Genomic DNA, 21,208 nt, shown 5'->3' with positions numbered 1-21,208 from the left:
AGAAAACGGGGACATCGACGCGGCGATCTGCATCGACGCACCGAGTGTCCGGTGGCCCCGGGTTTTCCCTCAACAGGCTATAGCCGCCAAGTTGATCCGCCTTGCAAGACGCGATTGCTCCAGCTGCTCGCAGCGCGCGAGCAGGTTCACGATGTTGATGCCCAGCGCCGTCGCGAGCTTCTGCGCGGTGACGATGGAGGGGATCACGCGGCCGCGTTCGACCTCGCCCACATAGGAGCGATTGAGGTCCGAGCGTTCCGCAAGCTGCTCTTGCGACCAGCCGTTCGCCTCGCGCAACTGGCGCACGGTCACGCCGAAATCTTCGACAAAGGCTTTCATGGCGCGCTCGCTTTCGGTGCGTTCTGCAAACTGGCCTGCGTCACGCTGGCACCCGGCTTCACGTCGTCGGTGATCCAGACGTTGCCGCCGATCACCGCGCCCTTGCCCAGCGTCACGCGGCCCAGGATGGTCGCGCCCGCGTAGATGACCACGTCGTCTTCCACCACCGGATGCCGCGGCAGGCCTTTCTGCAGGTTGCCCTCGGTGTCGGTGGGAAAGCGCTTGGCGCCCAGCGTCACGGCCTGGTAGAGCCGCACGCGCTTTCCGATGACGGCCGTCTCGCCGATCACGACGCCCGTGCCGTGGTCGATGAAGAAGCCCGCGTCGATCTGCGCACCGGGGTGGATGTCGATGCCGGTCTGCCCGTGCGCGAGCTCCGCGACGATGCGCGCGAGCAGCGGCAGCTCGAGCCTGTAGAGCGTGTGCGCGAGGCGGTGATGGATCATCGCAAGCACGCCCGGATAGCACAGCAGCACCTCGTCGACGCTGCGCGCGGCCGGGTCGCCCTGGTAGGCGGCGAGCACGTCGCTGTCGAGCAGGCGGCGAAGGTCGGGCAGCGCGTTGGCGAACTGGCGCACGGCCTCGGTGGCGAGGTCGTCGATCTCGCTGGCGGGGCGCGGCTGGAGGCGCGCGTTGAAATTGAGTTCCAGGCGCGCCTGCAGCAGCAGCGCCTGCAGGGCGGCGTCGAGCGTGTGGCCGACGTAGAAGTCCTCGCTCTCATGGCGCAGGTCCGGCGGGCCGAGCCGCATCGGAAAGAGCGCGCCCTTGAGCGATTCGACGATCTGCGCGAGCGCGTCGCGCGACGGAAACTCGCGCGCACCGGGCTCGCGCGAGCGCCGCTGCGAATCGCGCCATTCGTCGCGCACGCCGTGCAGCGCGCGCACGATGTCGCTTACCTCGAAGTGGGCCATTTGTTTTTTCTCCCGTGAACGTCTTGTGTAGGGGGTCTCAGTCCTGCACCCACGGCAGCTGGTGAAAGCGCCAGCCATCGGCACCACCGCGGTGCTGCTGCGCATCGATCTCGCCCTCGAAACCTTCGAGCACGTTGAAGACGTTGGTGAAGCCGGCCTTGGCAGCCGCCTCGGCCGCCAGCGCGGAACGCTTGCCGCTGCGGCACAGCAGCAGCGCCACGGCATCCTTGCCGCCCTCTTTCGCGAGCTTGGCCTCGAGTTCGCGAACGAAGCGCGGATTGCGCGTGAGCGCAGTGCCCGTGGCCCAGGCCACATGCAGGCTCTCGGGCACATGGCCGACGAACTTGCGTTCCTCGCCCGAGCGCACGTCGACCAGCACGGCCTGGCCTTTCTGCACGAGGTCCCAGGCCACCGTCGGCGTCACGCCGCCGGCATGGGGCCAGTTGTTTTCGGCGGCCTTGGCGCGCGCCTGTTCCAGTGCTTCGGGCAAGACGATTTCTTCAACTTCCACTGACATGCTGTGCGGCTCCTGTTGTGCGTTGGAATTCGCCTTTGATGGCGATAACCACCACTTTAGGAGCGTCGCCCGGAACCTCCAACGACTGAAAAGTCGATTTCTAACAACCGGACGTTGTATAGCGCAGCATTCAGGCGGCAGCCGCCTCCGCCGCGCGCACGGCCGGCGCGGTCAGGTCCACGCTTTTCGCACCGTCCACGCCATGCGGCACATCGCCCGCGATCGTCACGCGCCGCACCACCCGGTGCTGGTCCCCGTAGTCGTTGATCGCGTAGTGCTGCGTGGCCCGGTTGTCCCAGATGGCCACGTCGCCCTTCGTCCAGCGCCAGCTCACCGTGTTCTCCAGGCGGTGCACGTGGCTTTGCAGCACGCTCAGCAGATGGCCCGAGTCGTGCGTCGAATGGCCGGCCAGCCGCTTCACGAAATGGCCCAGCACCAGGCTGCGCTCCCCGGTCTCGGGGTGCACGCGCACCACCGGGTGCTCGGCTTCGAGAAGGCGCCGGGTGAACACCTCCTTGTAGCGCCTGACGCCCTCGTCGGCGAGATCTGCGGGCTGTCGCGAGGCGGCGTAGTCGTAGTCGTTGCCATGCACCGCGCGCAGCCGGTCGGCCAGCGCCTTCAGGTCGTCCGGGAGGCTCTCATAGGCGGCCACGGTGTTGGCCCAGACCGTGTCGCCGCCATAGGGCGGGATCACGACCGCGCGCAGGATCGACACCTGCGGATAGGCCACCTCGAAGGTCACGTCGGTGTGCCACGAGTTGGCGCGGCCGCCGTGGCGCGAGTCGAGTTCGAGCAGCTTCGTGCCGTCCTTGGAGGGCACGGTGGGATGCGGCACCAGTTCGCCCCAGAGGCGGCCGAAGGCCTGCTGCTGCGTGTCGTCCAGGTGCTGCTGTCCGCGGAAGAACAGCACCTTGTGCTTCAGGAGCGCCACCTTGATCGAGCGGAACACCTCCGGCTGCAGTTCGCCCGAGAGCCGCACGCCGCGCACCTCGGCGCCGATGTGGCCGGCCTGGCGGACGATGTCCAGGTCGCTGTCCCGCGTGTCCTGCAGCGGGGCCGGAGAAGAAAGAATGGCGCTCATCGAAGGTCCTCGTTGGGGTTGATTCCAAAGATTCTGCGAGGCGGCTTTCCAGGCCGGAAGGAAGCTGTTCGCAGTACCTCATGCCCCATTCGACTAAGCCATGCTGGATATATCGAACTGCGCGAAACAAAGGCACAGTGGCGCCATGGATCACAAAGTCATCACCCTCATCAAGTGGCTCTTCCTGGTCATCGGACTCTTGCTCCTGGTCGGCGCCATCTTCGTGGACCCCGAGGCCAAGCTGGCCTTGACGATCATGGGCGTGATCTTCGCGGGCGTCGGCGGCGGCATCATCGCCTTCGGCCGCTGGAGCGCGCAGAAGGAGGCCGACCTGCGGCAGAACGGCCAGCTCATCGAGGCCGAGTTCCAGGAGGTCGAGCAGAACGGCAGCATCGAGGTGAACGGGGAGCACCCGTATCGCATCGTCGCCCGCTGGCACGACGCGGGCAACAACCGCCTGCACGTCTTTCGCAGCGCCAACCTCTGGTTCGATCCGACCGACTATGTGCAGGAGTGGATTCCGGTCTATGTCGATATCAACAATCCGAAGCGCTATCACATGGACACCTCGTTCCTGCCCAGGCTGCAGTGAACGAAGCGCGAGCGCATCTTCACCAGGGAACGGCGTTCCCGTCGCGGTCCAGATACCGCAAGCCGGGCCGCCCCTGTTGCGCCACAAGCACATCCACGACCTTCGGAATGCTCTCCCCGATGCTCAGGGGTGCATCGGGGCCTCCCAGCTCGGTGCGTATCCAGCCCGGCGCAATCAGCGCCAGGGCGCGCGCCTCGCCGGCATGGCGGGCGGCGTAGCTTCGCATGTACATGTTCAGGGCCGCCTTGCTGCCTCTGTAGATCTCATGCCCTCCCTTCTCGTTGTTGCCGACGCTGCCCTGTCCCGATGACATGACGCCGATCACGCCGCTCCCGGAGACCAGGTCCTGCAAACCCTCGACGACACGCATCGGACTCAGCGCATTCGTGACCATCACGCGCACGAACTCTTCCGTCGAGACATCCGCGATGGTCTCGCCCTGGTTGTCGTTGGCGGTCCCGGCGTTCACGAACAGCATGTCGAAGCTGCGGCCGGACAGGCGTTCGCGCAGTGCCGCAATCTCGTTCGTTTGGGTGATGTCCAGAGATTCGATCTCGAGACGGCCCTTGTATTCGTCCGCCAGGTCGTGCAGCTTCGTCCTGCCGCTGCCGCGAACCGTGCCGACGACGCTCCACCCCCTGGCCAGAAATTCGACAGCCATCGCGAGGCCCAGACCGCGCGATGCGCCAACGAGGAGAAGCGCACCGGTGGCGCCGTGTGAAGTGAGTTTGTGCATGGGGAGTTCTTTCGGTTGCCTGAAGTGACGGTCAGTGTGATCCACCAGACCCGCAGGCGCCAGACGCATGGCACGCACAATGCAGTTGCATGGGACGCCACGCCAAGTCGGCAAACAACCAGGGCTCGCGAATGGATGATGTCGATCTGAACCTGCTTTTCGCGCTCGACGCGCTGCTTGTCGAAGGGAGCGTCACTGGCGCCGCCCGGCGCCTTGGCCTGAGTTCTTCTGCGATGAGTCGCACGCTGGCGCGCCTGCGGTCTGCAACCGGCGATCCACTGCTCGTGCGCGCGGGGCGCGGACTGGTGCCCACACCGCGCGCCGCCGAACTGGGCGACCATGTGCACCGGCTTGCCCGCGACGTGCGGGCGGTGTTCAGCCCGCAATCCGGCGATCTCGATCTCGCCTCGCTCGAGCGGACTTTCACGATCCGCGCCAACGAGGGGTTCGTGCAAGTGCGCTCTGGGAAACTGGTGGCTGCCGTCGCAGCGGCCGCTCCGCGCGTGCGCCTGCGCTTTGCCCCCAAGCCTCAGAAGGATGCCGGTCCGCTGCGGCAGGGAGACATCGACCTGGAGATCGGCGTGCTCGGGTCGTCTGCCCCGGAAATACGCATGCAGTCGCTCTTTCGAGAGCATTTTGTCGGCGTCGCGCGGCCGGGACATCCGCTGCTGACAGAAGGCCCCGTGACGCCCGAGCGCTATGCGGCGTGCCAGCATGTCGTGGCCTCGCGTCGCGGCAGCTTCACGGGCCCGGTCGACGACGCGCTCCAAGAGCTGGGACTTCGACGAACAATCGTCGCCGTGGTGCCTGGATTCCTGGATGCGATGCGCATTGCGCACCAATCGGACCTGGTCGCGCTCGTGCCACGCTCCTGCGCCGACAGCGCCCTGGCAAGTACCGCCCTGCCCGGGCAAGGCCTTGCAAGCTTCGACCTTCCGGTGCGCACGCCGGAGATCGTGGTCTCCATGATGTGGCATCCCCGCCTGCACGCCGACCCGGCGCATCGCTGGTTGCGCGCCACGGTGATGGCAGCGTGCCGTGAAGCGCAGGGGCCGATCGACCACTTGCCCTAGCGCTGCGCGCACCCACAAAAAAACCCGGCGCCGCGAGGACGCCGGGTTGTTCGCAATCGCCCGAGGGTCCGTCAGAGCTTCGCGATAGAAACCTCGGTCGACTTCACGAGCGCGACCACGTCGGAGCCGACCTTCAGCTGCAGCTCGTCGATCGAGCGCGTGGTGATGACCGAGGTCACGATGCCCCAGGCGGTTTCGACATCGACTTCGGAGACGACGTCGCCGCGGATGATTTCGCGGACCTTGCCCTTGAACTGGTTGCGCACGTTGATGGCTTGGATGGACATGATGGTTTCTCTTTCAGGTTGAAGAAATAAAGGATGGGATGGGGAGATCAGAGGATCTGCGCCACGTCGTCGAACCCGAGCCGCGGCCCGCGTTGGAAGGTGCCGGCGTGGTCGGCCACGCCGAGATTCACGAGGAAGTTGGCGCGATAGCGGCCGTCGGGAAAGAACGCCTTGTCGAGCAGCCCCGCGTTGAAGCCCGACTGCGGCCCCGCGTCCAGGCCGAGCGAGCGCGCGGCCAGGATCAGGTAGGCGCCCTGCAGGCTGCTGTTGCGAAAGGCCGTGGCCTCTGCGGCTTCGGCGCTCTTCTCGAAGAAGGGCTTGGCGTCGTAGGCCGGGAACTGCGTGGGCAGGTGTTCGTAGAAGCGCGTGTCGTGCGCCACGATCACCGTCACGCCGGCGGCCAGCGTCTGCGCCGCGTTGCCGGACGACACCGCGGGCTTCAGCCTGCCCTTGGCCTCTTCGCTGCGCACGAACACATAGCGCGCGGGCTGCGCGTTGTAGGCGGTCGGGCCCCACTTCACGAGGTCGTAGAGCTTGTGGATCAGCTCGTCGGTGACGGGCACCGGCTTGAAGGCGTGCACGGTGCGGGCCTTGCGGAACAGCTGGTCGAGCGCCGCTTCGGGAATGGCGTTGAGTGTTGTCATGGTTTTACGTTCGTCGAAGCGGTCAGGACGCGGCCGCGAGTGCCACGTCCAGGTCGGCGATCAGGTCGTCGATGTGCTCGATGCCGACCGACAGGCGCACGGTGTCTTCCGTCACGCCGGCCTTGGCGAGCTCTTCGGGCGAGAGTTGCCGGTGCGTGGTCGAGGCCGGGTGCGTGGCCAGCGAGCGCACGTCGCCGATGTTCACCAGGCGCGTGAAGAGCTTCAGCGCATCGAGAAACTTCGCGCCGCCTTCACGGCCGCTGCCGATGCCGAAGGTCAGCACGCCGCTGGACTTGCCGCCGAAGTACTTCTGCGCGAGCGCATGGTCGGGGTGGTCTTCGAGCGCCGCGTAGTTCACCCAGTTCACGGCCTTGTGCGTCTTCAGGTGCTGCGCCACCTTGAGCGCATTGCTGCTGATGCGGTCCATGCGCAATGCCAGCGTCTCGATGCCCTGCAGGATCAGGAAGGCGTTGAACGGCGAGATGGCCGCGCCGGTATTGCGCAGCGGCACCACGCGCGCGCGGCCGATGTAGGCGGCCGGGCCCAGCGCCTCGGTGTAGACCACGCCGTGGTAGCTCACGTCGGGCTCGTTCAGTCGCTTGAAGCGCGCCTTGTGCTCGGCCCACGGGAACTTGCCCGAGTCGACGATGGCCCCGCCGATGCTGGTGCCGTGGCCGCCCAGGTACTTGGTGAGCGAATGCACCACGATGTCCGCGCCGTGCTCGATGGGCCGGCTCAGGTACGGCGAAGGCACGGTGTTGTCCACGATCAGCGGCACGCCATGGCGGTGCGCGATCTCGGCGATGGCCGCGATGTCCGTCACGTTGCCCGCCGGGTTGCCCAGCGACTCGACGAACACCGCCTTGGTCTTGTCGTCGAAGAGCTTCTCGAAGCTCTTCGGATCGCGGTGGTCCGCAAAGCGCGTGGTGATGCCGAACTGCGGCAGCGTGTGCGCAAAGAGGTTGTAGGTGCCGCCATAGAGCGCGGTGCTGCTCACGATGTTGTCGCCGGCCTCCGCGATGGTCTGGATCGCATAGGTCACGGCCGCCTGGCCCGAGGCCAGCGCGAGCGCCGCGATGCCGCCTTCGAGCGCGGCCACGCGCTGCTCCAGCACATCCTGCGTCGGGTTGTTGATGCGGGTGTAGATGTTGCCCGGCACCTTCAGGTCGAACAGGTCGGCGCCGTGCTGCGCACTGTCGAACGCGTAGGCCACCGTCTGGTAGATCGGCGGCGCGACGGCGCGCGTGGTCGGCTCGGGCGAATAGCCGGCGTGCACCGAGAGGGTTTCGAATTTCCAGTTCTGCGACATGGGGACTGCCTTTCAGGGACGGATGAAGGAAGGCTCAGATGGCCCAGCGCAGCGCATGCGCGGGTCGGCCAAGCCAGTTGGCGTCGGTGCTGCCGTCAGCCTCTTCGGAAGTTCCGGGCTTTTGCAGCACCCTGTCGAGGATGCGTTTTTCGATGGCCGCGAAGGCCGGGTCGCCCTGCGAGCGCGGGCGGGCCAGGGCGATGTTTTCGTCCAGCGCGATGCGGCCGTCTTCAATGAGGATCACGCGGTCCGCCAGGGCCACGGCTTCCTGCACGTCGTGCGTCACCAGCAAGGCGGTGAAGCGGTGGCGCTGCCAGAGGTTCTCGATGAGCCGGTGCATCTCGATGCGGGTGAGCGCGTCCAGCGCGCCCAGCGGTTCGTCCAGCAGCAAGAGGCGCGGGTGATGCACCAGTGCGCGGGCGAGCGACACGCGCTGGCGCTGTCCGCCCGACAGGCGCGCCGGCCATTCGTTCTCGCGGTCGGCCAGGCCCACCTGCGCGAGCACTTCCTTGCCGCGCGGCTTGGCGTCGTTCGCCAGGCCCAGCGTCACGTTGTCGAGCACGCGGCGCCAGGGCAGGAGGCGCGCCTCCTGGAACATGATGCGGGTGTCGTCGTGCAGGCCGTTCACGGCCTTGCCGTCGGTGTAGAGGCCGCCGGAGGTCGCCTCTTCGAGCCCCGCGATCAGCCGCAGCAGCGTGCTCTTGCCGCAGCCGCTGCGCCCCACGATGGCGATGAACTGGCCCGGCTCGATGGTCAGCTTGGTGTTGCGCAGCACGTCGCGCGTGCCGTAGCGCTTGTGCAGGCCGCGCGCTTCCAGGCGCACGCCACCGGCGATGGCCTGGGGTTGGATGTCTTTCAGAACGGCACTCATGAACTCAGGCTCCGGGTTTGAATAGCGCTACGTCGAGCGCATTGAGTTTTCGGGGCAGCAGCTTCTCGCCGAAGAAGGCGTCGGCAATGCGCTGCTGCTCGGTCAGGCCCTCGGCCACGACCGGGCGCACCGCGTAGCTGCGGCGGCTGTTGGCTTGTTCGATGGTCGCGGCGTCCAGGCCCCACACGGGCGACAGCAGCGCGGCGGCCTCCCTGGGGTTCTGCTTGACCCACTTGCCGGTCTTCTCGAGCTCGGCGTAGATGACGCGCAGCACGTCGGGCCGCGCCTTCGCGAACTTGGTGCTCGCGAGGTAGTAGCGCTGGTACGACGCGATGCCCGCGCCGTCGGCCAGCACGCGCACCTTCGACTGGCGCTGCGCGGCGGCCAGGAACGGGTCCCACACCACCCACGCGTCGATGGCGCCCTTCTCGAAGGCGGCGCGGCCATCGGCCGGCGTGAGGTAGGCGGGCTCGATGTCCTTGAACGAGAGCCCGGCCTTCTCCAGCGCGGCGATCAGCAGGTAGTGCGCGCCGGCCGCTTTCGCGAAGCCGACCTTCTTGCCCTTCAGGTCGGCCACGGTCTTGAGCGGCGAGTCGTCTTTCACGACGATGGCTTGCGCGGCGGGCGACGGCGCTTCCTGTGCGATGAAGGTCAGCTCGGCACCGGCCGCCTGCGCGAACACGGGCACCGTGTCGGCCACGTCGGCGCTGAGGTCCAGGTTGTCCAGGTTCAGCGCCTCCAGCAGCGGCAGGCCACTGGTGAACTCGTGCCAGCTCAGCGTGGCGTTGAGCGGCGCGAGTTGCTTTTCGAGCGTGCCCTGCGCCTTGAGCAGGGCCGTGAGCGTCGACGACTTCTGGTAGCCGAAGCGCACGGTGACGGGTCGCGGCGCGACGCCCTGTGCCAGCACGGCACCGGCGCTCCATGCGCCCAGCGTGGCGATGGCCGCGCGTCGGGAGATGGTGTGGTTCATGTGCCCTGCCCTCACTTCGGCTTCTTCTGATAGCCCGGGTGCCAGCGCAGCCACCACTGCTCCAGGCCGCGCGCGAACAGGTCGGCCAGCTTGCCCAGCAGCGCATACAAGAGGATGCCCACGAGCACGATGTCGGTCTGCAGGAATTCGCGGGCATTCATCGTGAGGTACCCGATGCCGGCCTGCGCCGAGATCGTCTCGGCCACGATCAGGATCACCCACATGAGGCCCAGCGAAAAGCGCAGCCCCACGAGGATCGACGACAGCGCGCCCGGCAGGATCACCTCGCGGTACAGCTGCCAGCGCGTGAGGCCGTAGGTGCGGCCCATCTCGATGAGCTGCGGATCGACGTTGCGGATGCCGTGGAAGGTATTGAGGTAAATCGGGAAGAACACCGACACCGAGATCAAAAACAGCTTGGCCGATTCATCGATGCCGAACCAGAGGATCACCAGTGGAATCAGCGCGAGCGCGGGAATGTTGCGCACCATCTGGATGGTCGAGTCGAGCAGCGTCTCGGCGAACTTCACCGAGCCCGTGAGCAGGCCCAGCGCCAGCCCCGCGCCGCCGCCGATGGCCAGGCCCGCGAGCGCGCGGCCCGCGCTCACCTTCACGTGCGTCCAGAGTTCGCCGGACACCGTGAGCGACCACGCGGCCTTGACCACGTCGACCGGTGCCGGCAGCACGCGCGTGGAGAGCCAGCCGAGCGACGAGGCGATCTGCCAGAACACGATGAGCCCCACCGGCACGAGCCAGGGAACGAGGCGGCCCGCCACATTGAGGCCGAAGGCCTTGAACGCGTTGCCGGTGCCTGCGCCTTCGTCGGTCGAAGCCACCGGAAGCTCCTGTACTTGTTCAGTCATGGAATTCCTTGTTCAACTCTGGGAGACGAGGCGCGACGGCGCGTCGAGGTTGGCGACGACCTCGCCGAACGGTCCGCTCAGCGAGCCGCCGGCCAGTCGCGACTGCGCCTTGCGCGAGAGCAGCGGGAACACCAGCTCGGCGAAGCGGTACGCCTCTTCCAGGTGCGGGTAGCCCGAGAGAATGAATTTGTCGAGGCCGAGCGCCGCGTATTCCTCGATGCGCGCCGCGACGGTCTTCGCGTCGCCCACGAGGGCCGTGCCCGCGCCGCCGCGCACGAGGCCCACGCCGGCCCAGAGGTTCGGCGAAATCTCCAACTCGGCGCGCGAGCGCTTGGCACCGCCCGCATGCAGCGCGGCCATGCGGCGCTGGCCTTCGGAATCCATGCGCGCAAAGGCGGCCTGGGCGCGGATGACGGTGTCGTCGTCCACGCGGCTGATCAGTTCTTCGGCGGCCTTCCATGCGGCGTCTTCGGTCTCGCGCACGATCACGTGCAGGCGAATGCCGAACTCGACGCGGCGGCCCTGTTTCTCAGCGCGGGTGCGCACGTCAGCGATCTTCCTGGCGACTTCGGCGGGCGGCTCGCCCCATGTCAGGTACGCATCGACCTGCTCTGCGGCAAGGTCGTGTGCGGCGGCCGACGAGCCGCCGAACCACACCGGCGGGTACGGCGTCTGCACCGGCGGATACAGCAGCTTGGCGCCCTTCACGCTCAGGTGCTTGCCTTCGAAGTCGTAGCCCTGGCCGTCGTGGCTGCGCGTGAGGATCTCGCGCCAGATGCGGATGAACTCGGCCGACTGTTCGTAGCGCGAGGCGTGGTCCAGGTACACGCCATCGCCTTCGAGCTCGGCCTGGTCGCCCCCGGTCACGAGGTTCACGAGCAGGCGCCCGCCCGAGAGCCGGTCGAAGGTCGCGGCCATGCGCGCGGCGAGGCTGGGCTGGTGCAGGCCCGGGCGCACGGCGACCAGGAACTTGAGATTCTTGGTCGAGCCGATCAGGCTGGAGGCGATCACCCACGGGTCCTCGCACGAGCGGCCGGTGGGAATCAGCACGCCTTCGTAGCCGAGGTTGTCGGCCGCGCCCGCGATCTGCTGCAGGTAGGCCAGGTCGATGGGGCGTGCGCCCTCGCTGGTGCCGAGGTAGCGGCTGTCGCCGTGCGTCGGGAGAAACCAGAAGATCTGCATCACGCGACTCCCGCGCCGGCGGCTTCGAGCACGTTGATCTTTTTCGGGATCAGCTTCAGATCGAAGAAGGTGTCGGCGATCTTCTGCTGCTCGGCCAGGATGGCCCTGGTGATCGGCGTGATGCCATAGGCCGTGCGCGCCACGGTGACGTCGGCCACGGGCTTGGGCAAACCCCACAGCGCGGCCAGCTCGGCGGCCAGGTCGCCCTTGTTCGCCGCGCCCCAAGCGTCGACCTTGTTGAGTTCTTCGACGGCGATGGCCAGCACGTCGGCGTTCTTGGCCACGTAGTCGAGCGACGAGAAGTAGTAGGCGCGGTTGCCCACCACGCCCGTGGCGTCGGCGAGGATGCGCGCGTCCAGCGTTTTCTCTGCAGCGGCCAGGAACGGATCCCAGATCACCCAGGCGTCGACCGAGCCTTTCTCGAACGCGGCGCGCGCATCGGCCGGCGGCAGGTAGGCCGGGTTCAGGTCGGCATACGACAGGCCGTGCTTCTCGAACAGCTTGACGATGAAATAGTGGACGTTGGAGCCCTTGTTGAGCGCGATCTTCTTGCCCTTGAGATCGGCCACCGTCTTGATGGCGGAGCCCTTGGGCACCAGCACGGCCTCGGTCTGCGGGCGGTGCTGCGTGGCGGCCACATAGGCCAGCGGAGCCCCGGCGGCCTGCGCGAAGATGGGCGGCGCTTCGCCGACATCGCCGAAGTCGATCGAGCCGACGTTCAGCGCTTCCAGCTGCACCGGCCCGGCGGTGAACTCGGTCCACTTGACCGTGACGCCCAGCGGCGCGAGCCGCTTCTCCAGCGTGCCGCGGCCCTTGAGGATGTTCAGCGTGCCCTTCTGGTTGCCGACACGGAACTGGCGCGCGGGCGCCTGGGCCAGTGCGGCGAACGAAGGCAGTGCGATGGCGGCTGCGGCTGCGCCCTGAATCAGGCGGCGGCGGGGAATGGAGAGGCGGTTCATGGCGTGTGCTTGAAAGAGATTCAGGGCTGCGCGGCGACCACCGCGTCGCTGACCTTGATGGGCTTGGGAATGAGCTTCAGCGCGAAGAAGGTGTCGGCGATCTGCTGCTGGCCGGCCGCGACGGCGGGCGTGATCGGCTTCACGTTGAACTCGTAGCGGCGCAGCGCCAGCTCGACCACGTCGACCGGCAGGCCCTGCAGCGGCGCGATCTGCTCGGCCGCCTGGCGCAGGTTCTTCTTGAGCCAGATGCCCTGCTCCACCGAATCGGCGAAGAGCGCGTCGATGACCTTCGGGTTGTTCTTCACGAAGCTGCGCTCGCCCAGGTAGAACTGGTAGTTGTTGACCACGTCGGTGGTGCCGTCGGCGAGCACCCGGGCGCCGGTGGCCTTCTCGGCGGCGGCCTGGAACGGGTCCCAGATCACCCAGGCATCCACGTTCTTGCTCTCGAAGGCGGCGCGGCCGTCGGCGGGGGCCAGGTACACGGGCTGGATGTCGGAGAACTTCAGGCCGTTCTTCTCGAGTTGCTTCACGAGCAGGTAGTGCACGTTGCTGCCCTTGTTGAGCGCGACCTTCTTGCCCTTGAGTTCCGCGACGGACTTGATCGGCGAATCTTTCGTGACCAGGATCGCCTCGGCGCGCGGCGCAGCCGGGTCGTAGCCGACGTAGACGAACTTCGCACCCGCGGCCTGCGCGAAGATGGGCGGCGCCTCGCCTACATAGCCCACGTCGACCGCGCCGACGTTCAGCCCTTCGAGCAGTTGCGGGCCGGCCGGAAACTCGACCCACTTGACGCCGAAGCCCAGCGGCGCGAGCTTCTTCTCGAGCGTGCCCTGCGCCTTCTGCAGCACGAAGAGGCTGGCCGATTTCTGGTAGCCGATGCGCAACTCGCCCTTGCCCTGGGCATGGGCGGATGCGGCGGAGATGAAGCTCACGATCAGCGCGACGGCGGCGACCACGATCGTGCTGATCGCCAGGTCGCGCAGCGCCTGCCAGATCGAGCGCGGCGGCGCTTCGAACGCGGAGTCTTCGGTGGCAACGGGGTTCATGCGGGGATTCCTTGGTGCAAAAACTTTGGGCAAAGCTGTCCCCTTGCCACGCACAGGCGGCTTTGAAAAACGGGGACGGGGATGGGTCTGGCGACGCCGGGTTCTACGAGGAACCCCGCGCTCAGACGCTACATCGCACGCGGGAGAACGGCACCGGTTCGAAGCCGTGTGTCGCGGGCAATTTGAGGCCCTCTGTCGCAAGCACCTCGACGGCCTCGTTGAGTCGCTCGGCCAGGTCGTTGTGCACCTGGTAGGCGTTCTCGGGCGTCAGCGCGATCTGCGAGTCGCTCGCATAGACGCCCGGCAGGATGTGGCGCGCCGCCAGCGACTGCAGCACGGGCCGCAGCGCGTAGTCGAGCGCGAGCATGTGATGGGGGCTGCCGCCCGTGGCCAACGGCAGCACGGTCTTGCCCTTGAGGGCGTTCTGCGCGAGCAGGTCGAGAAAGACCTTCAGCACGCCGCTGTAGGCCGCCTTGTAGACCGGCGTGGCCACCACGATCACGCGGGCCGCCGCCACCTGGGCGATGGCGCGCTCGATGGCCGGATGGGTCCACTCGGCCAGCAGCAGCGCCTGTGCGGGCAGGTCGCGGATCGAGAGCCGCTCGATGCGGGCATTGCGTTTGGCCAGCCGCTCGCCCACGGCCTCTAGCAAGGCGGTGGAACGGGACGGGGCCGAGGGGCTGCCGGCAATCAGGAGAACGGACACAGGAGGCTTTCGGTTTTCTTCGGGGATTCAAGGCGTGCCGGGTCGCGGCGCCCGCGGAACGGGCGCCCTGAGAACCGGCCTGGCAGCGCGGATTACTTTTGCTTCGTGGTGTAGATCTGGTCGAACGAAGCACCGTCTGCGAAGTGCTCCTTGTCCGCCTTCGCCCAGCCGCCGAAGGCCTGGTCGATGGTCACCAGCGTGAGCTTGGGGAACTGCTTGTCGTACTTGGCCTTGGCCTTCTCGGAGGTCGGGCGGTAGAAGTTGCGGCCCGCGATGTCCTGGCCTTCGTCGGAGTAGAGGTACTTCAGGTATTCCTCGGCCACGGCACGGGTGCCCTTCTTGTCGACGACCTTGTCGACGACGGCCACGCTGGGCTCGGCCAGGATGGAGATGGACGGCACCACGATCTCGAACTTCTCGGGGCCGAATTCCTTCAGCGCCAGGAAGGCTTCGTTTTCCCAGGCCAGCAGCACGTCGCCCACGCCGCGCTGCACGAAAGTGATGGTCGATCCGCGCGCGCCGGTGTCCAGCACGGGCACGTTCTTGTACAGGTTGCCCACGTATTCCTTGGCCTTGGCGTCGCTGCCGTACTTGCGCTTGGCGAATTCCCAGGCGGCCAGGTAGTTCCAGCGGGCGCCGCCCGAGGTCTTGGGGTTGGGGGTGATCACCTGCACGCCGGGCTTGACCAGGTCGTCCCAGTCCTTCAGGCCCTTGGGGTTGCCCTTCTTCACCAGGAACACGATGGTCGAGGTGTAGGGAGCCGAATTGAGCGGCAGGTGCTTCTGCCAGTCGGCCTTGACCAGGCCGCCGTGGGTGACGAGCGCATCGATGTCGCCGCCCAGGGCCAGCGTGGCCACGTCGGCGTCGATGCCGTCGATGATCGAGCGGGCCTGCTTGCCCGAGCCGCCGTGCGACTGCTTGACGGTCACGTCCTGGCCGGTCTTGCCCTTCCAGTACTTCGCGAAGGCCTGGTTGTAGTCCACGTAGAGCTCGCGCGTCGGGTCGTACGACACGTTCAGCAGCGTCACGGGGCCCTTGGCGGCGGCCGCACCCTGGGCGAACGTCGGCAACGCCGAGAGGGCCAAGGCACCGGCCACGCCGGCACCCAGGGAAAGCTTGATAAAGTCGCGGCGAAGGCTCATGGTGTCTTGCTCTAAAAAGGCATATCAATGAAGCTGCGTATTCTCAATACGACATATAGAAACTGGAACGACCAAGTTTTCAGTTCTAAATAGCCAAATCAACTAAGCGACACGCTTACCCCACCCAAGAGGCAAAAAAATGGCACGCATGATCCAGTGCATCAAGCTCGGCAAAGAGGCCGAAGGGCTCGACTTCCCGCCCTATCCCGGCGACCTGGGCAAGCGCCTGTGGGAAAACGTCAGCAAGGAAGCCTGGGCCGCCTGGCTCAAGCAGCAGACCATGCTGGTCAATGAAAACCGGCTGAACCTGGCCGATCTGCGCGCCCGCCAGTACCTGGCGCGGCAAATGGAAAAGCATTTCTTCGGCGAAGGCGCCGACGTCGCCCAGGGCTACGTGCCCCCACCGGCGGCCTGAACGTCGCTGCCCGCCGTGACCGCTGAGCCAGTGGCCTGGCGCGCCGACGGCGTCCCTCGCAGCGAACGCTTCGACGACATCTATCACACCGAAACCGGAGCGCTGGCGCAATCGCGCCATGTGTTCCTGGGCGGCTGCGGCCTGCCAGCGGCCTGGGCCGGGCAACCGCAATGGCGGATTCTGGAAACCGGCTTCGGGCTGGGCCTCAATTTCCTGACAACCTGGCAGGCATGGCGCTCCGATGCGAACCGGCCGCGGATGCTGCATTTCGTCTCGGTGGAGGCGCATCCGGTCGGGGCGGACGATCTCTTGCGGGCTGTAGAGGCGTATCCCGAACTGGCGTCGCTGGCCCGGGAACTGGTCGCGCAGTGGCAGGGGCTGCTGCCAGGCTTTCACCGGCTCGCTTTCGACGAAGGCCGCGTCCTGCTCACGCTGTGCATCGGCGATGTGCAGGCCATGCTGCGCTCCCAGCGCTTCGAGGCCGACAGCCTCTTTCTCGATGGTTTCAGCCCGCAGCAGAACCCGGCGATGTGGTCGGCCGAGACGCTGAAGGCCGTGTCGCGATTCGCCCGGCAAGGCACCGGTCTTGCCACCTGGACCTGTGCGCGCGCGGTATGGGATGCGCTCTCGCAGAACGGCTTCCAGCTCGAAAGGCGCCCGGGCCTGCCGCCCAGGCGCGACGGCCTCGGCGGCGTGTTCGCGCCGGCCTGGACGGTGCGGCGCCGCGGCCCGGTGCCCGCGCGGATCGACGCGCCGGGGCGTTGCGCAGTGATCGGCGCCGGCCTGGCGGGCTCGGCCGTCGCCGCGAGCCTCGCGCGGCGCGGGTGGCAGGTCACGGTGCTTGATGCGGCCTCGCGCCCTGCCTCGGGCGCCTCCGGGCTGCCGGTCGGCGTGCTGGCGCCCCATGTGTCGCCCGACGACGCCCTGCTCTCGCGTCTCACGCGCGCGGGCATTCGCGCCACTTGGTTCGAACTGCAGCGCCTCCTCGAAGAAGGCCGCGACTGGCGTGCCAGCGGGGTGCTGGAACGGCGGCCCGAGGGCGACACGCGCGTGCCTGCCGGCTGGAGCGACAGCGGCCCCAACGAATCGTGGCCTGCGAGCGCGGAGCAGTTGGAAGCGGCCGGCCTGCCAGCCGGCGCCGCCGCGCTCTGGCACGCGCGTGCCGGTTGGGTGCGCCCGTCGCGCCTGATCGAGGCGTGGTTGCGCCAGCCGGGTGTCGAATTCCGTGGCAACGCCGCCGTGGCGCGACTTGCGCGAAACACCGACGGCTGGCAGCTGTTCGACGCAGCGGACCGGTTGTTGATCGCAGCAGACCGCGTGGTCGTCGCCGCCGGTTTCGAATCAGGCCGCTTCGCCCCGGGACTGCCGCTACAGCCGGTGCGCGGCCAGGTCGCATGGGGCCACGCCAACGACCGCGTCCTTCCGGCCACGCCGCTCAACGGCGACGGCCACCTGATCGCCCATGTGCCCGACGCCGACGGCGCCCCGCTCTGGCTGGCCGGTGCCACCTTCGAGCGCGACAGCACGGACCTCGCTCCGAACGCTGCCGACGGCGCCTCGAACCGCGACCGCCTCGCCCGGCTGCACCCCACCGCCGCCGCGGCACTGGCCCCGGCTTTCGAGCGCGGCGAAGTCAACGCCTGGGTCGGCGTGCGCTGCGCCTCGGGCGATCGGCGGCCGCTGGTCGGCCCGCTGGACGAGGACACCGCCGGCCTCTGGACCTGCACCGCGCTGGGCTCGCGCGGCCTCAGCTTCGCGGCCCTGTGCGCCGAACTGCTGGCCGCGCAATGGCATGGCGAACCGCTGCCATTGCCCGCCACGCTGGCCAAGGCGCTCGGCACGCAGCGGCTCTGAATGAATCGCTTCCCCTGGGTCGGCGCGAACACGTGAGAATGCCCCATGGCCATCCAGTACGACATCACGCACACCACCATCTACCGCTACAACAAGCCGGTCACCTTCGGTTTGCACCGTGTGATGTTCCGGCCCCGCGACAGCCACGACCTGCGCGTGCTGGCCACCGACCTGCAGGTGAGCCCCCAGGCCTTCACGCGATTGATCCAGGACCCGCACTCCAACTCCGTCGCGCTGGTGCAGCCGATGGGCGAGGCCACCGAGCTGCGCATCGTGTGCTCCTTCACCATCGAGCACGTGCCGGCGCAGCAGGACCAACTGGCGCTCGACCCGGCCGCCGAATTCCTGCCCTTCGCCTACTCGGTGCAGGAGCGCCTGGACCTGGAGCACTACCTGCGCCCGCACCACGACGACGACACCAACGGCACGCTGATCCGCTGGGCCCACCAGTTCCTGCACACCGACAAGCCCAACAGCACGCGCGAGGTGCTCGCGCGCATGAACGCGCACATCGGCCAGAGCCTCGAATACAAGGCGCGCGACGAGGAAGGCACGCAGACGCCGCTGGCCACGCTGGCGTTGGGCAGCGGCAGCTGCCGCGACTACGCGCTGCTGATGATGGAGGCCGCGCGGCGCCTGGGCATCGCGACCCGCTTCGTCTCGGGCTACCTCTACGACGCCGCGCTCGACCGCGCGGCCCAGGCACCCGGCGAATCGATGACCGGCGCAGGCACCACCCACGCCTGGCTGCAGGCGTACCTCCCGGGCATCGGCTGGCTGGCGTTCGATCCGACCAACAACCTCATGGGCAGCGGGCAGCTGATCCGCGTGGGCGTCACGCGCGACCCGGCGCAGGCCGCGCCGATCTCGGGCAGCTGGTATGGCGATGCCGAGGCGTACGAAGGCCTGGACGCCACGGTGGTGGTGACGCGCCGCAAGGGCTGACCCCACCCGCGCAGGCAGTGCGCAGATAGCGCGCAAATGTCGCGCAGACATCGAGCAGGTGTCGCGCAGGAGATAGCAGGTACGGGAAAGCCCGGGCCGACGCGCCCGGCAACGCCCCTACGCTGCGCCGCCGGTCCAGTGAAATAGCACGATCGTTCTCAATGGTCGTTCGGGCAGCGCTGCGCCGGGCATCTTCCAAAACCCATAAGAACGGAGAGAGACATCCCATGCATTCCGCGCGCCTGACACTCCTTGCCCTGGCCGCCAGCCTCGCCGTCGCATCCTGCGGCGGTGGTGGCGGTGGAAACGGTTTTGCCTTCACGCCGCTGCCGCCGGCTCCGGCGCCTGCGCCACCTGCGCCGCCCCCTCCCCCGCCGCCGCCGGCTCCGCCCGAAGAGACGCGCGTGCAGGACAGCCGCAATTCCTTCGCGCCCGCCGACCCCACTGCCACCACCTTCGCGGCGCTGAAGCTCGATGCCGGCGACACCGTCGACAACGCCACCACCAGCCGCTGGGCCGGCGTGCTCGGCGGCGCGCAGTACCACGTCGAAGTGCCGGCCAACTGGAACGGCAAGCTCGTGATGTACGCGCACGGCTACGCGGGTGAAGTCAACGCGCTGTCGGTCACCGACCCGTCGATCCGCCGCTACCTGATCCAGAACGGCTACGCCTGGGCCGCCTCGAGCTACAGCAAGAACTTCTACGACGTGCGGGCCGGGGTGGAAGACACCAACGCGCTGGCGCTGGAGTTCAACAAGATCGCCAAGGCCAACGGCCGCGAGCTCGCTGCGCCGACGAAGACCTACATCACCGGCCACTCGATGGGCGGCCACATCACCGCGGCGGCCATCGAGGACGAGGCCTTTGCCACCGCCAATCACAAGGTGAAGTACAACGGCGCGGTGCCCATGTGCGGCGTGGTCGGCGACACGGAGCTGTTCGACTACTTTGCCGGCGCGCAGGTCACGGCGCAGGCGCTGGCGGGCCTTCCGAAATACCCGACGCCGAACTGGGCGGACATCTCCGCGCAGGTCACGGCCACGCTGTTCACCACCTTCCCTACCGCGCCCACGGCCACGGGCCTGAAGTTCGCCTCGGTGGTGAAGAACCTGACCGGCGGCGAGCGCCCGATGTTCGACCTCGGCCTGGCGGCGGGCGGTTCATTCGCGGCGGTGTGGGGGGTGTTCGGCAGCGACGGCACGGTCAACGGCATCCTGAACAAGAACACGCTGGACACCAACCGCTTCACCTACACCATCGACGGCGACGTGCCGGGCTCGACGGCGTTGAACGGTTCGGTGATCAAGCTCACTGCGGCCGCCGATGCCAACCGCCTGCGCACCGACGGGCTGCGCTGGATTCCCAAGACCAACGGCGAGTTCAAGATCCCGGTGGTCACGCTGCACACGCTGGGCGACCTGTACGTGCCCTTCAGCATGGAACAGATCTACAACAAGCGGGTGGCCGCCAAGGGCAACGGCGGCTGGCTGGTGCAGCGCGCGGTACGCGGCATCTCGCATTGCGACTTCACCATCGCCGAGCAGGTCGAGGCCTTCGACGCGATGATCAAGTGGGAGCGCGACGGCGTGAAGCCGGCGGGCGACGACGTGGTCACGGCCGCGACGGTGGCGGCGCCCACCTACGGATGCACGTTCACGCGGCCGCTGAGCACGCTGGATGAAAGCGGCACGAGCAAGCTGACGCGTCCGGGCGCCGCACTGGCACGCCCCTGCCCGCCCTGAGCGACGAGCGAGCGGTCAGCGCGCGGGCGGCACCGCCGCCCGCGCCGCCGCCAGCTTTGCCTCCAGTTCAGCGACGAGCGCCCTCGCCTCGTCGCCCTCCGGAATGTCCCGGCCGCTGTCGCGCCATGCGACAGCGCTCTTGAACCCTTCGGCCTCCGCCTGCCTGCGAAACCACATCCCCTCCGGGTTGTGCCGCGTGATCCCGTCGAACACGGTCGCGAACATCTGCGTCTGCTCCAGCCCCATCGAATGCCACACCTGGTTCACGACCAGCTTGTGCATCATCAGATGCGAACGCGGCACGCCCGCGATGCGCTGCGCGAGCTTCAGCGTGGCGTCGTCCAGCCGGTCGGGCGGCACCGAGAAATTCGCGAGGCCCCATTCGGCCGCCTGCGTGCCATCGATGGTGTCGCCGGTGAACATGAGTTGCTTGGCGCGCATCGCGCCGAGCCGGTAGGTCCACATCGCCGTCGTGGGGCAGCCCCACACGCGCGTGGGCATGTAGCCGATGCGCGCGTCGTCGGCCATGGTGAGCAGGTCGCAGCACAGCGCGATGTCGCTGCCGCCGGCCACCGCGTAGCCGTGCACCTTGGCGATGGTGGGCTTGCGGCAGCGCCACAGGGCCATGAAGTCGTCGGTGTTGCGCTTCATGGCGGCGTAGTCGAGCATCGGGTCCCAGGGCGTTTTCTCCTGCCGGCAGGGGTGGTCGCCCTGGCCTTCGCGGCCGTGGCCTTCGGCGTAGTCGCCCAGGTCGTAGCCGGCGCAGAACGCGCGGCCCGCGCCCTCGACCACGATCACGTGCACCTCGTCGTCGGCCTCGGCCCACTCGACCGCCCGGCGGATTTCCGAGGGCGTGGTGTCGCCGATGGCGTTGAGCTTCTCGGGACGGTTGAGCACCAGGCGCGCGATGCGCGGATGCTGCGGGTCCTTGTCGATCAGGACGGTCTTGAAGGCGGGCATGGTCTTGTGTCTCCTTGGGTTGGGTCGCCATGCTCTTGTAGCATCGCCCCCAGGCCGACCGGCA

Annotated in this window: 23 protein-coding genes; 6 read left to right on the top strand and 17 right to left on the bottom strand. The window is 67.8% G+C overall.

The window, feature by feature from the left end; genetic code table 11:
• Positions 1 to 69: 69 nt before the first annotated feature.
• The 4 genes from BM133_RS05865 to BM133_RS05850 form a co-directional block, all read right to left on the bottom strand.
• Positions 70 to 339 (bottom strand): helix-turn-helix domain-containing protein, encoded by a 270-nt coding sequence (locus BM133_RS05865; RefSeq protein ID WP_013541111.1) that lies wholly within the window; start codon positions 337 to 339, stop codon positions 70 to 72.
• On the bottom strand, positions 336 to 1,250 hold the full coding sequence (gene epsC / locus BM133_RS05860; RefSeq protein ID WP_093432283.1) for a serine O-acetyltransferase EpsC: 915 nt from the start codon (positions 1,248 to 1,250) through the stop codon (positions 336 to 338). The genes BM133_RS05865 and epsC overlap by 4 nt, the downstream gene beginning before the upstream one ends.
• Before the next feature lie 37 nt (positions 1,251 to 1,287).
• On the bottom strand, positions 1,288 to 1,767 hold the full coding sequence (locus BM133_RS05855; protein WP_093432281.1) for a rhodanese-like domain-containing protein: 480 nt from the start codon (positions 1,765 to 1,767) through the stop codon (positions 1,288 to 1,290).
• Between the two features lie 130 nt (positions 1,768 to 1,897).
• Entirely contained in the window at positions 1,898 to 2,848 is a 951-nt protein-coding gene (locus BM133_RS05850; protein WP_093432280.1) for a TauD/TfdA dioxygenase family protein, read from the bottom strand.
• A 145-nt stretch (positions 2,849 to 2,993) separates the two neighbouring features.
• On the opposite strand from BM133_RS05850, the gene BM133_RS05845 reads away from it, so the two are divergent.
• On the top strand, positions 2,994 to 3,440 hold the full coding sequence (locus BM133_RS05845; RefSeq protein WP_093432278.1) for a hypothetical protein: 447 nt from the start codon (positions 2,994 to 2,996) through the stop codon (positions 3,438 to 3,440).
• Positions 3,441 to 3,459: 19 nt separating this feature from the next.
• Here the strand turns inward: BM133_RS05845 and BM133_RS05840 are convergent, their stop codons facing one another.
• Positions 3,460 to 4,176, bottom strand: a complete 717-nt coding sequence (locus BM133_RS05840; RefSeq protein ID WP_093432277.1) for an SDR family oxidoreductase — start codon at positions 4,174 to 4,176, stop codon at positions 3,460 to 3,462.
• 89 nt (positions 4,177 to 4,265) lie between these two features.
• Between BM133_RS05840 and BM133_RS05835 the strand changes: the two genes are divergently transcribed.
• Positions 4,266 to 5,249 carry a LysR family transcriptional regulator gene (locus tag BM133_RS05835; protein ID WP_256219062.1) on the top strand — a complete coding sequence of 328 codons (984 nt, stop codon included), beginning with the start codon at positions 4,266 to 4,268 and terminating at the stop codon, positions 5,247 to 5,249.
• 71 nt (positions 5,250 to 5,320) lie between these two features.
• Here the strand turns inward: BM133_RS05835 and BM133_RS05830 are convergent, their stop codons facing one another.
• From BM133_RS05830 to BM133_RS05780, 11 genes are all read right to left on the bottom strand, one after another.
• Positions 5,321 to 5,536, bottom strand: a complete 216-nt coding sequence (locus BM133_RS05830; protein WP_042579699.1) for a TOBE domain-containing protein — start codon at positions 5,534 to 5,536, stop codon at positions 5,321 to 5,323.
• 47 nt (positions 5,537 to 5,583) lie between these two features.
• Entirely contained in the window at positions 5,584 to 6,180 is a 597-nt protein-coding gene (locus BM133_RS05825) for a malonic semialdehyde reductase (RefSeq protein ID WP_093432275.1), read from the bottom strand.
• Positions 6,181 to 6,202: 22 nt separating this feature from the next.
• Positions 6,203 to 7,489, bottom strand: a complete 1,287-nt coding sequence (locus BM133_RS05820) for an O-acetylhomoserine aminocarboxypropyltransferase/cysteine synthase family protein (RefSeq protein ID WP_093432274.1) — start codon at positions 7,487 to 7,489, stop codon at positions 6,203 to 6,205.
• 34 nt (positions 7,490 to 7,523) lie between these two features.
• Positions 7,524 to 8,360, bottom strand: a complete 837-nt coding sequence (locus tag BM133_RS05815) for an ATP-binding cassette domain-containing protein (RefSeq protein ID WP_093432272.1) — start codon at positions 8,358 to 8,360, stop codon at positions 7,524 to 7,526.
• 4 nt (positions 8,361 to 8,364) lie between these two features.
• Complete coding sequence (locus BM133_RS05810) at positions 8,365 to 9,330, bottom strand: aliphatic sulfonate ABC transporter substrate-binding protein (protein ID WP_093432271.1); 966 nt, start codon at positions 9,328 to 9,330, stop codon at positions 8,365 to 8,367.
• Between the two features lie 11 nt (positions 9,331 to 9,341).
• The gene (ssuC, locus tag BM133_RS05805) at positions 9,342 to 10,193 is read right to left on the bottom strand and encodes an aliphatic sulfonate ABC transporter permease SsuC (protein WP_093432269.1); all 852 of its coding nucleotides are present in this window, start codon (positions 10,191 to 10,193) and stop codon (positions 9,342 to 9,344) included.
• A 12-nt stretch (positions 10,194 to 10,205) separates the two neighbouring features.
• Complete coding sequence (gene ssuD, locus BM133_RS05800; protein ID WP_093435072.1) at positions 10,206 to 11,375, bottom strand: FMNH2-dependent alkanesulfonate monooxygenase; 1,170 nt, start codon at positions 11,373 to 11,375, stop codon at positions 10,206 to 10,208.
• Complete coding sequence (locus tag BM133_RS05795) at positions 11,375 to 12,334, bottom strand: sulfonate ABC transporter substrate-binding protein (RefSeq protein WP_093432268.1); 960 nt, start codon at positions 12,332 to 12,334, stop codon at positions 11,375 to 11,377. Before BM133_RS05795 ends, ssuD begins: the two co-directional genes overlap by 1 nt.
• Positions 12,335 to 12,354: 20 nt before the next feature.
• The gene (locus tag BM133_RS05790; RefSeq protein WP_093432266.1) at positions 12,355 to 13,380 is read right to left on the bottom strand and encodes a sulfonate ABC transporter substrate-binding protein; all 1,026 of its coding nucleotides are present in this window, start codon (positions 13,378 to 13,380) and stop codon (positions 12,355 to 12,357) included.
• 121 nt (positions 13,381 to 13,501) lie between these two features.
• Positions 13,502 to 14,086 (bottom strand): NADPH-dependent FMN reductase, encoded by a 585-nt coding sequence (ssuE, locus tag BM133_RS05785; RefSeq protein WP_093432265.1) that lies wholly within the window; start codon positions 14,084 to 14,086, stop codon positions 13,502 to 13,504.
• Between the two features lie 92 nt (positions 14,087 to 14,178).
• A complete protein-coding gene (locus tag BM133_RS05780; RefSeq protein ID WP_093432263.1) occupies positions 14,179 to 15,228 on the bottom strand; it encodes a sulfate ABC transporter substrate-binding protein in 1,050 nt (349 codons plus the stop codon).
• Between the two features lie 139 nt (positions 15,229 to 15,367).
• Between BM133_RS05780 and BM133_RS05775 the strand changes: the two genes are divergently transcribed.
• From BM133_RS05775 to BM133_RS05760, 4 genes are all read left to right on the top strand, one after another.
• Positions 15,368 to 15,643: an oxidative damage protection protein gene (locus tag BM133_RS05775; RefSeq protein ID WP_093432262.1), complete on the top strand. Its 276-nt coding sequence runs from the start codon at positions 15,368 to 15,370 to the stop codon at positions 15,641 to 15,643.
• A 15-nt stretch (positions 15,644 to 15,658) separates the two neighbouring features.
• Positions 15,659 to 17,497, top strand: a complete 1,839-nt coding sequence (mnmC, locus tag BM133_RS05770) for a bifunctional tRNA (5-methylaminomethyl-2-thiouridine)(34)-methyltransferase MnmC2/FAD-dependent 5-carboxymethylaminomethyl-2-thiouridine(34) oxidoreductase MnmC1 (RefSeq protein WP_093432260.1) — start codon at positions 15,659 to 15,661, stop codon at positions 17,495 to 17,497.
• Positions 17,498 to 17,542: 45 nt separating this feature from the next.
• Positions 17,543 to 18,442 carry a transglutaminase family protein gene (locus BM133_RS05765; RefSeq protein ID WP_093432259.1) on the top strand — a complete coding sequence of 300 codons (900 nt, stop codon included), beginning with the start codon at positions 17,543 to 17,545 and terminating at the stop codon, positions 18,440 to 18,442.
• A gap of 227 nt (positions 18,443 to 18,669) precedes the next feature.
• Entirely contained in the window at positions 18,670 to 20,184 is a 1,515-nt protein-coding gene (locus BM133_RS05760; RefSeq protein ID WP_093432257.1) for an alpha/beta hydrolase family protein, read from the top strand.
• A 15-nt stretch (positions 20,185 to 20,199) separates the two neighbouring features.
• On the opposite strand, the gene BM133_RS05755 is transcribed toward BM133_RS05760, so the two are convergent.
• On the bottom strand, positions 20,200 to 21,144 hold the full coding sequence (locus BM133_RS05755) for a crotonase/enoyl-CoA hydratase family protein (protein ID WP_093432256.1): 945 nt from the start codon (positions 21,142 to 21,144) through the stop codon (positions 20,200 to 20,202).
• Positions 21,145 to 21,208: the final 64 nt, after the last annotated feature.

Origin of the sequence: Variovorax sp. 770b2, from assembly GCF_900115685.1 — a bacterium.
GTDB lineage: Bacteria > Pseudomonadota > Gammaproteobacteria > Burkholderiales > Burkholderiaceae_C > Variovorax.
The sequence above is the reverse complement of the archived record's forward strand: the minus strand, read 5'-3'. Positions and strand labels throughout refer to the sequence as shown.

Bases quoted from the DNA above. Each gene is read 5' to 3' on its own strand.
- BM133_RS05790 (WP_093432266.1), bottom strand. From the start codon at position 13,380: ATGAACCCCGTTGCCACCGAAGACTCCGCGTTCGAAGCGCCGCCGCGC.
- ssuD (WP_093435072.1), bottom strand. From the start codon at position 11,375: ATGCAGATCTTCTGGTTTCTCCCGACGCACGGCGACAGCCGCTACCTC.
- BM133_RS05865 (WP_013541111.1), bottom strand. From the start codon at position 339: ATGAAAGCCTTTGTCGAAGATTTCGGCGTGACCGTGCGCCAGTTGCGC.
- BM133_RS05780 (WP_093432263.1), bottom strand. From the start codon at position 15,228: ATGAGCCTTCGCCGCGACTTTATCAAGCTTTCCCTGGGTGCCGGCGTG.
- BM133_RS05825 (WP_093432275.1), bottom strand. From the start codon at position 6,180: ATGACAACACTCAACGCCATTCCCGAAGCGGCGCTCGACCAGCTGTTC.
- BM133_RS05760 (WP_093432257.1), top strand. From the start codon at position 18,670: ATGCATTCCGCGCGCCTGACACTCCTTGCCCTGGCCGCCAGCCTCGCC.
- BM133_RS05810 (WP_093432271.1), bottom strand. From the start codon at position 9,330: ATGAACCACACCATCTCCCGACGCGCGGCCATCGCCACGCTGGGCGCA.
- BM133_RS05765 (WP_093432259.1), top strand. From the start codon at position 17,543: ATGGCCATCCAGTACGACATCACGCACACCACCATCTACCGCTACAAC.
- BM133_RS05795 (WP_093432268.1), bottom strand. From the start codon at position 12,334: ATGAACCGCCTCTCCATTCCCCGCCGCCGCCTGATTCAGGGCGCAGCC.
- BM133_RS05855 (WP_093432281.1), bottom strand. From the start codon at position 1,767: ATGTCAGTGGAAGTTGAAGAAATCGTCTTGCCCGAAGCACTGGAACAG.
- BM133_RS05820 (WP_093432274.1), bottom strand. From the start codon at position 7,489: ATGTCGCAGAACTGGAAATTCGAAACCCTCTCGGTGCACGCCGGCTAT.
- BM133_RS05830 (WP_042579699.1), bottom strand. From the start codon at position 5,536: ATGTCCATCCAAGCCATCAACGTGCGCAACCAGTTCAAGGGCAAGGTC.
- BM133_RS05775 (WP_093432262.1), top strand. From the start codon at position 15,368: ATGGCACGCATGATCCAGTGCATCAAGCTCGGCAAAGAGGCCGAAGGG.
- epsC (WP_093432283.1), bottom strand. From the start codon at position 1,250: ATGGCCCACTTCGAGGTAAGCGACATCGTGCGCGCGCTGCACGGCGTG.
- BM133_RS05835 (WP_256219062.1), top strand. From the start codon at position 4,266: ATGGGACGCCACGCCAAGTCGGCAAACAACCAGGGCTCGCGAATGGAT.
- BM133_RS05840 (WP_093432277.1), bottom strand. From the start codon at position 4,176: ATGCACAAACTCACTTCACACGGCGCCACCGGTGCGCTTCTCCTCGTT.
- ssuC (WP_093432269.1), bottom strand. From the start codon at position 10,193: ATGACTGAACAAGTACAGGAGCTTCCGGTGGCTTCGACCGACGAAGGC.
- BM133_RS05845 (WP_093432278.1), top strand. From the start codon at position 2,994: ATGGATCACAAAGTCATCACCCTCATCAAGTGGCTCTTCCTGGTCATC.
- BM133_RS05755 (WP_093432256.1), bottom strand. From the start codon at position 21,144: ATGCCCGCCTTCAAGACCGTCCTGATCGACAAGGACCCGCAGCATCCG.
- BM133_RS05815 (WP_093432272.1), bottom strand. From the start codon at position 8,360: ATGAGTGCCGTTCTGAAAGACATCCAACCCCAGGCCATCGCCGGTGGC.
- BM133_RS05850 (WP_093432280.1), bottom strand. From the start codon at position 2,848: ATGAGCGCCATTCTTTCTTCTCCGGCCCCGCTGCAGGACACGCGGGAC.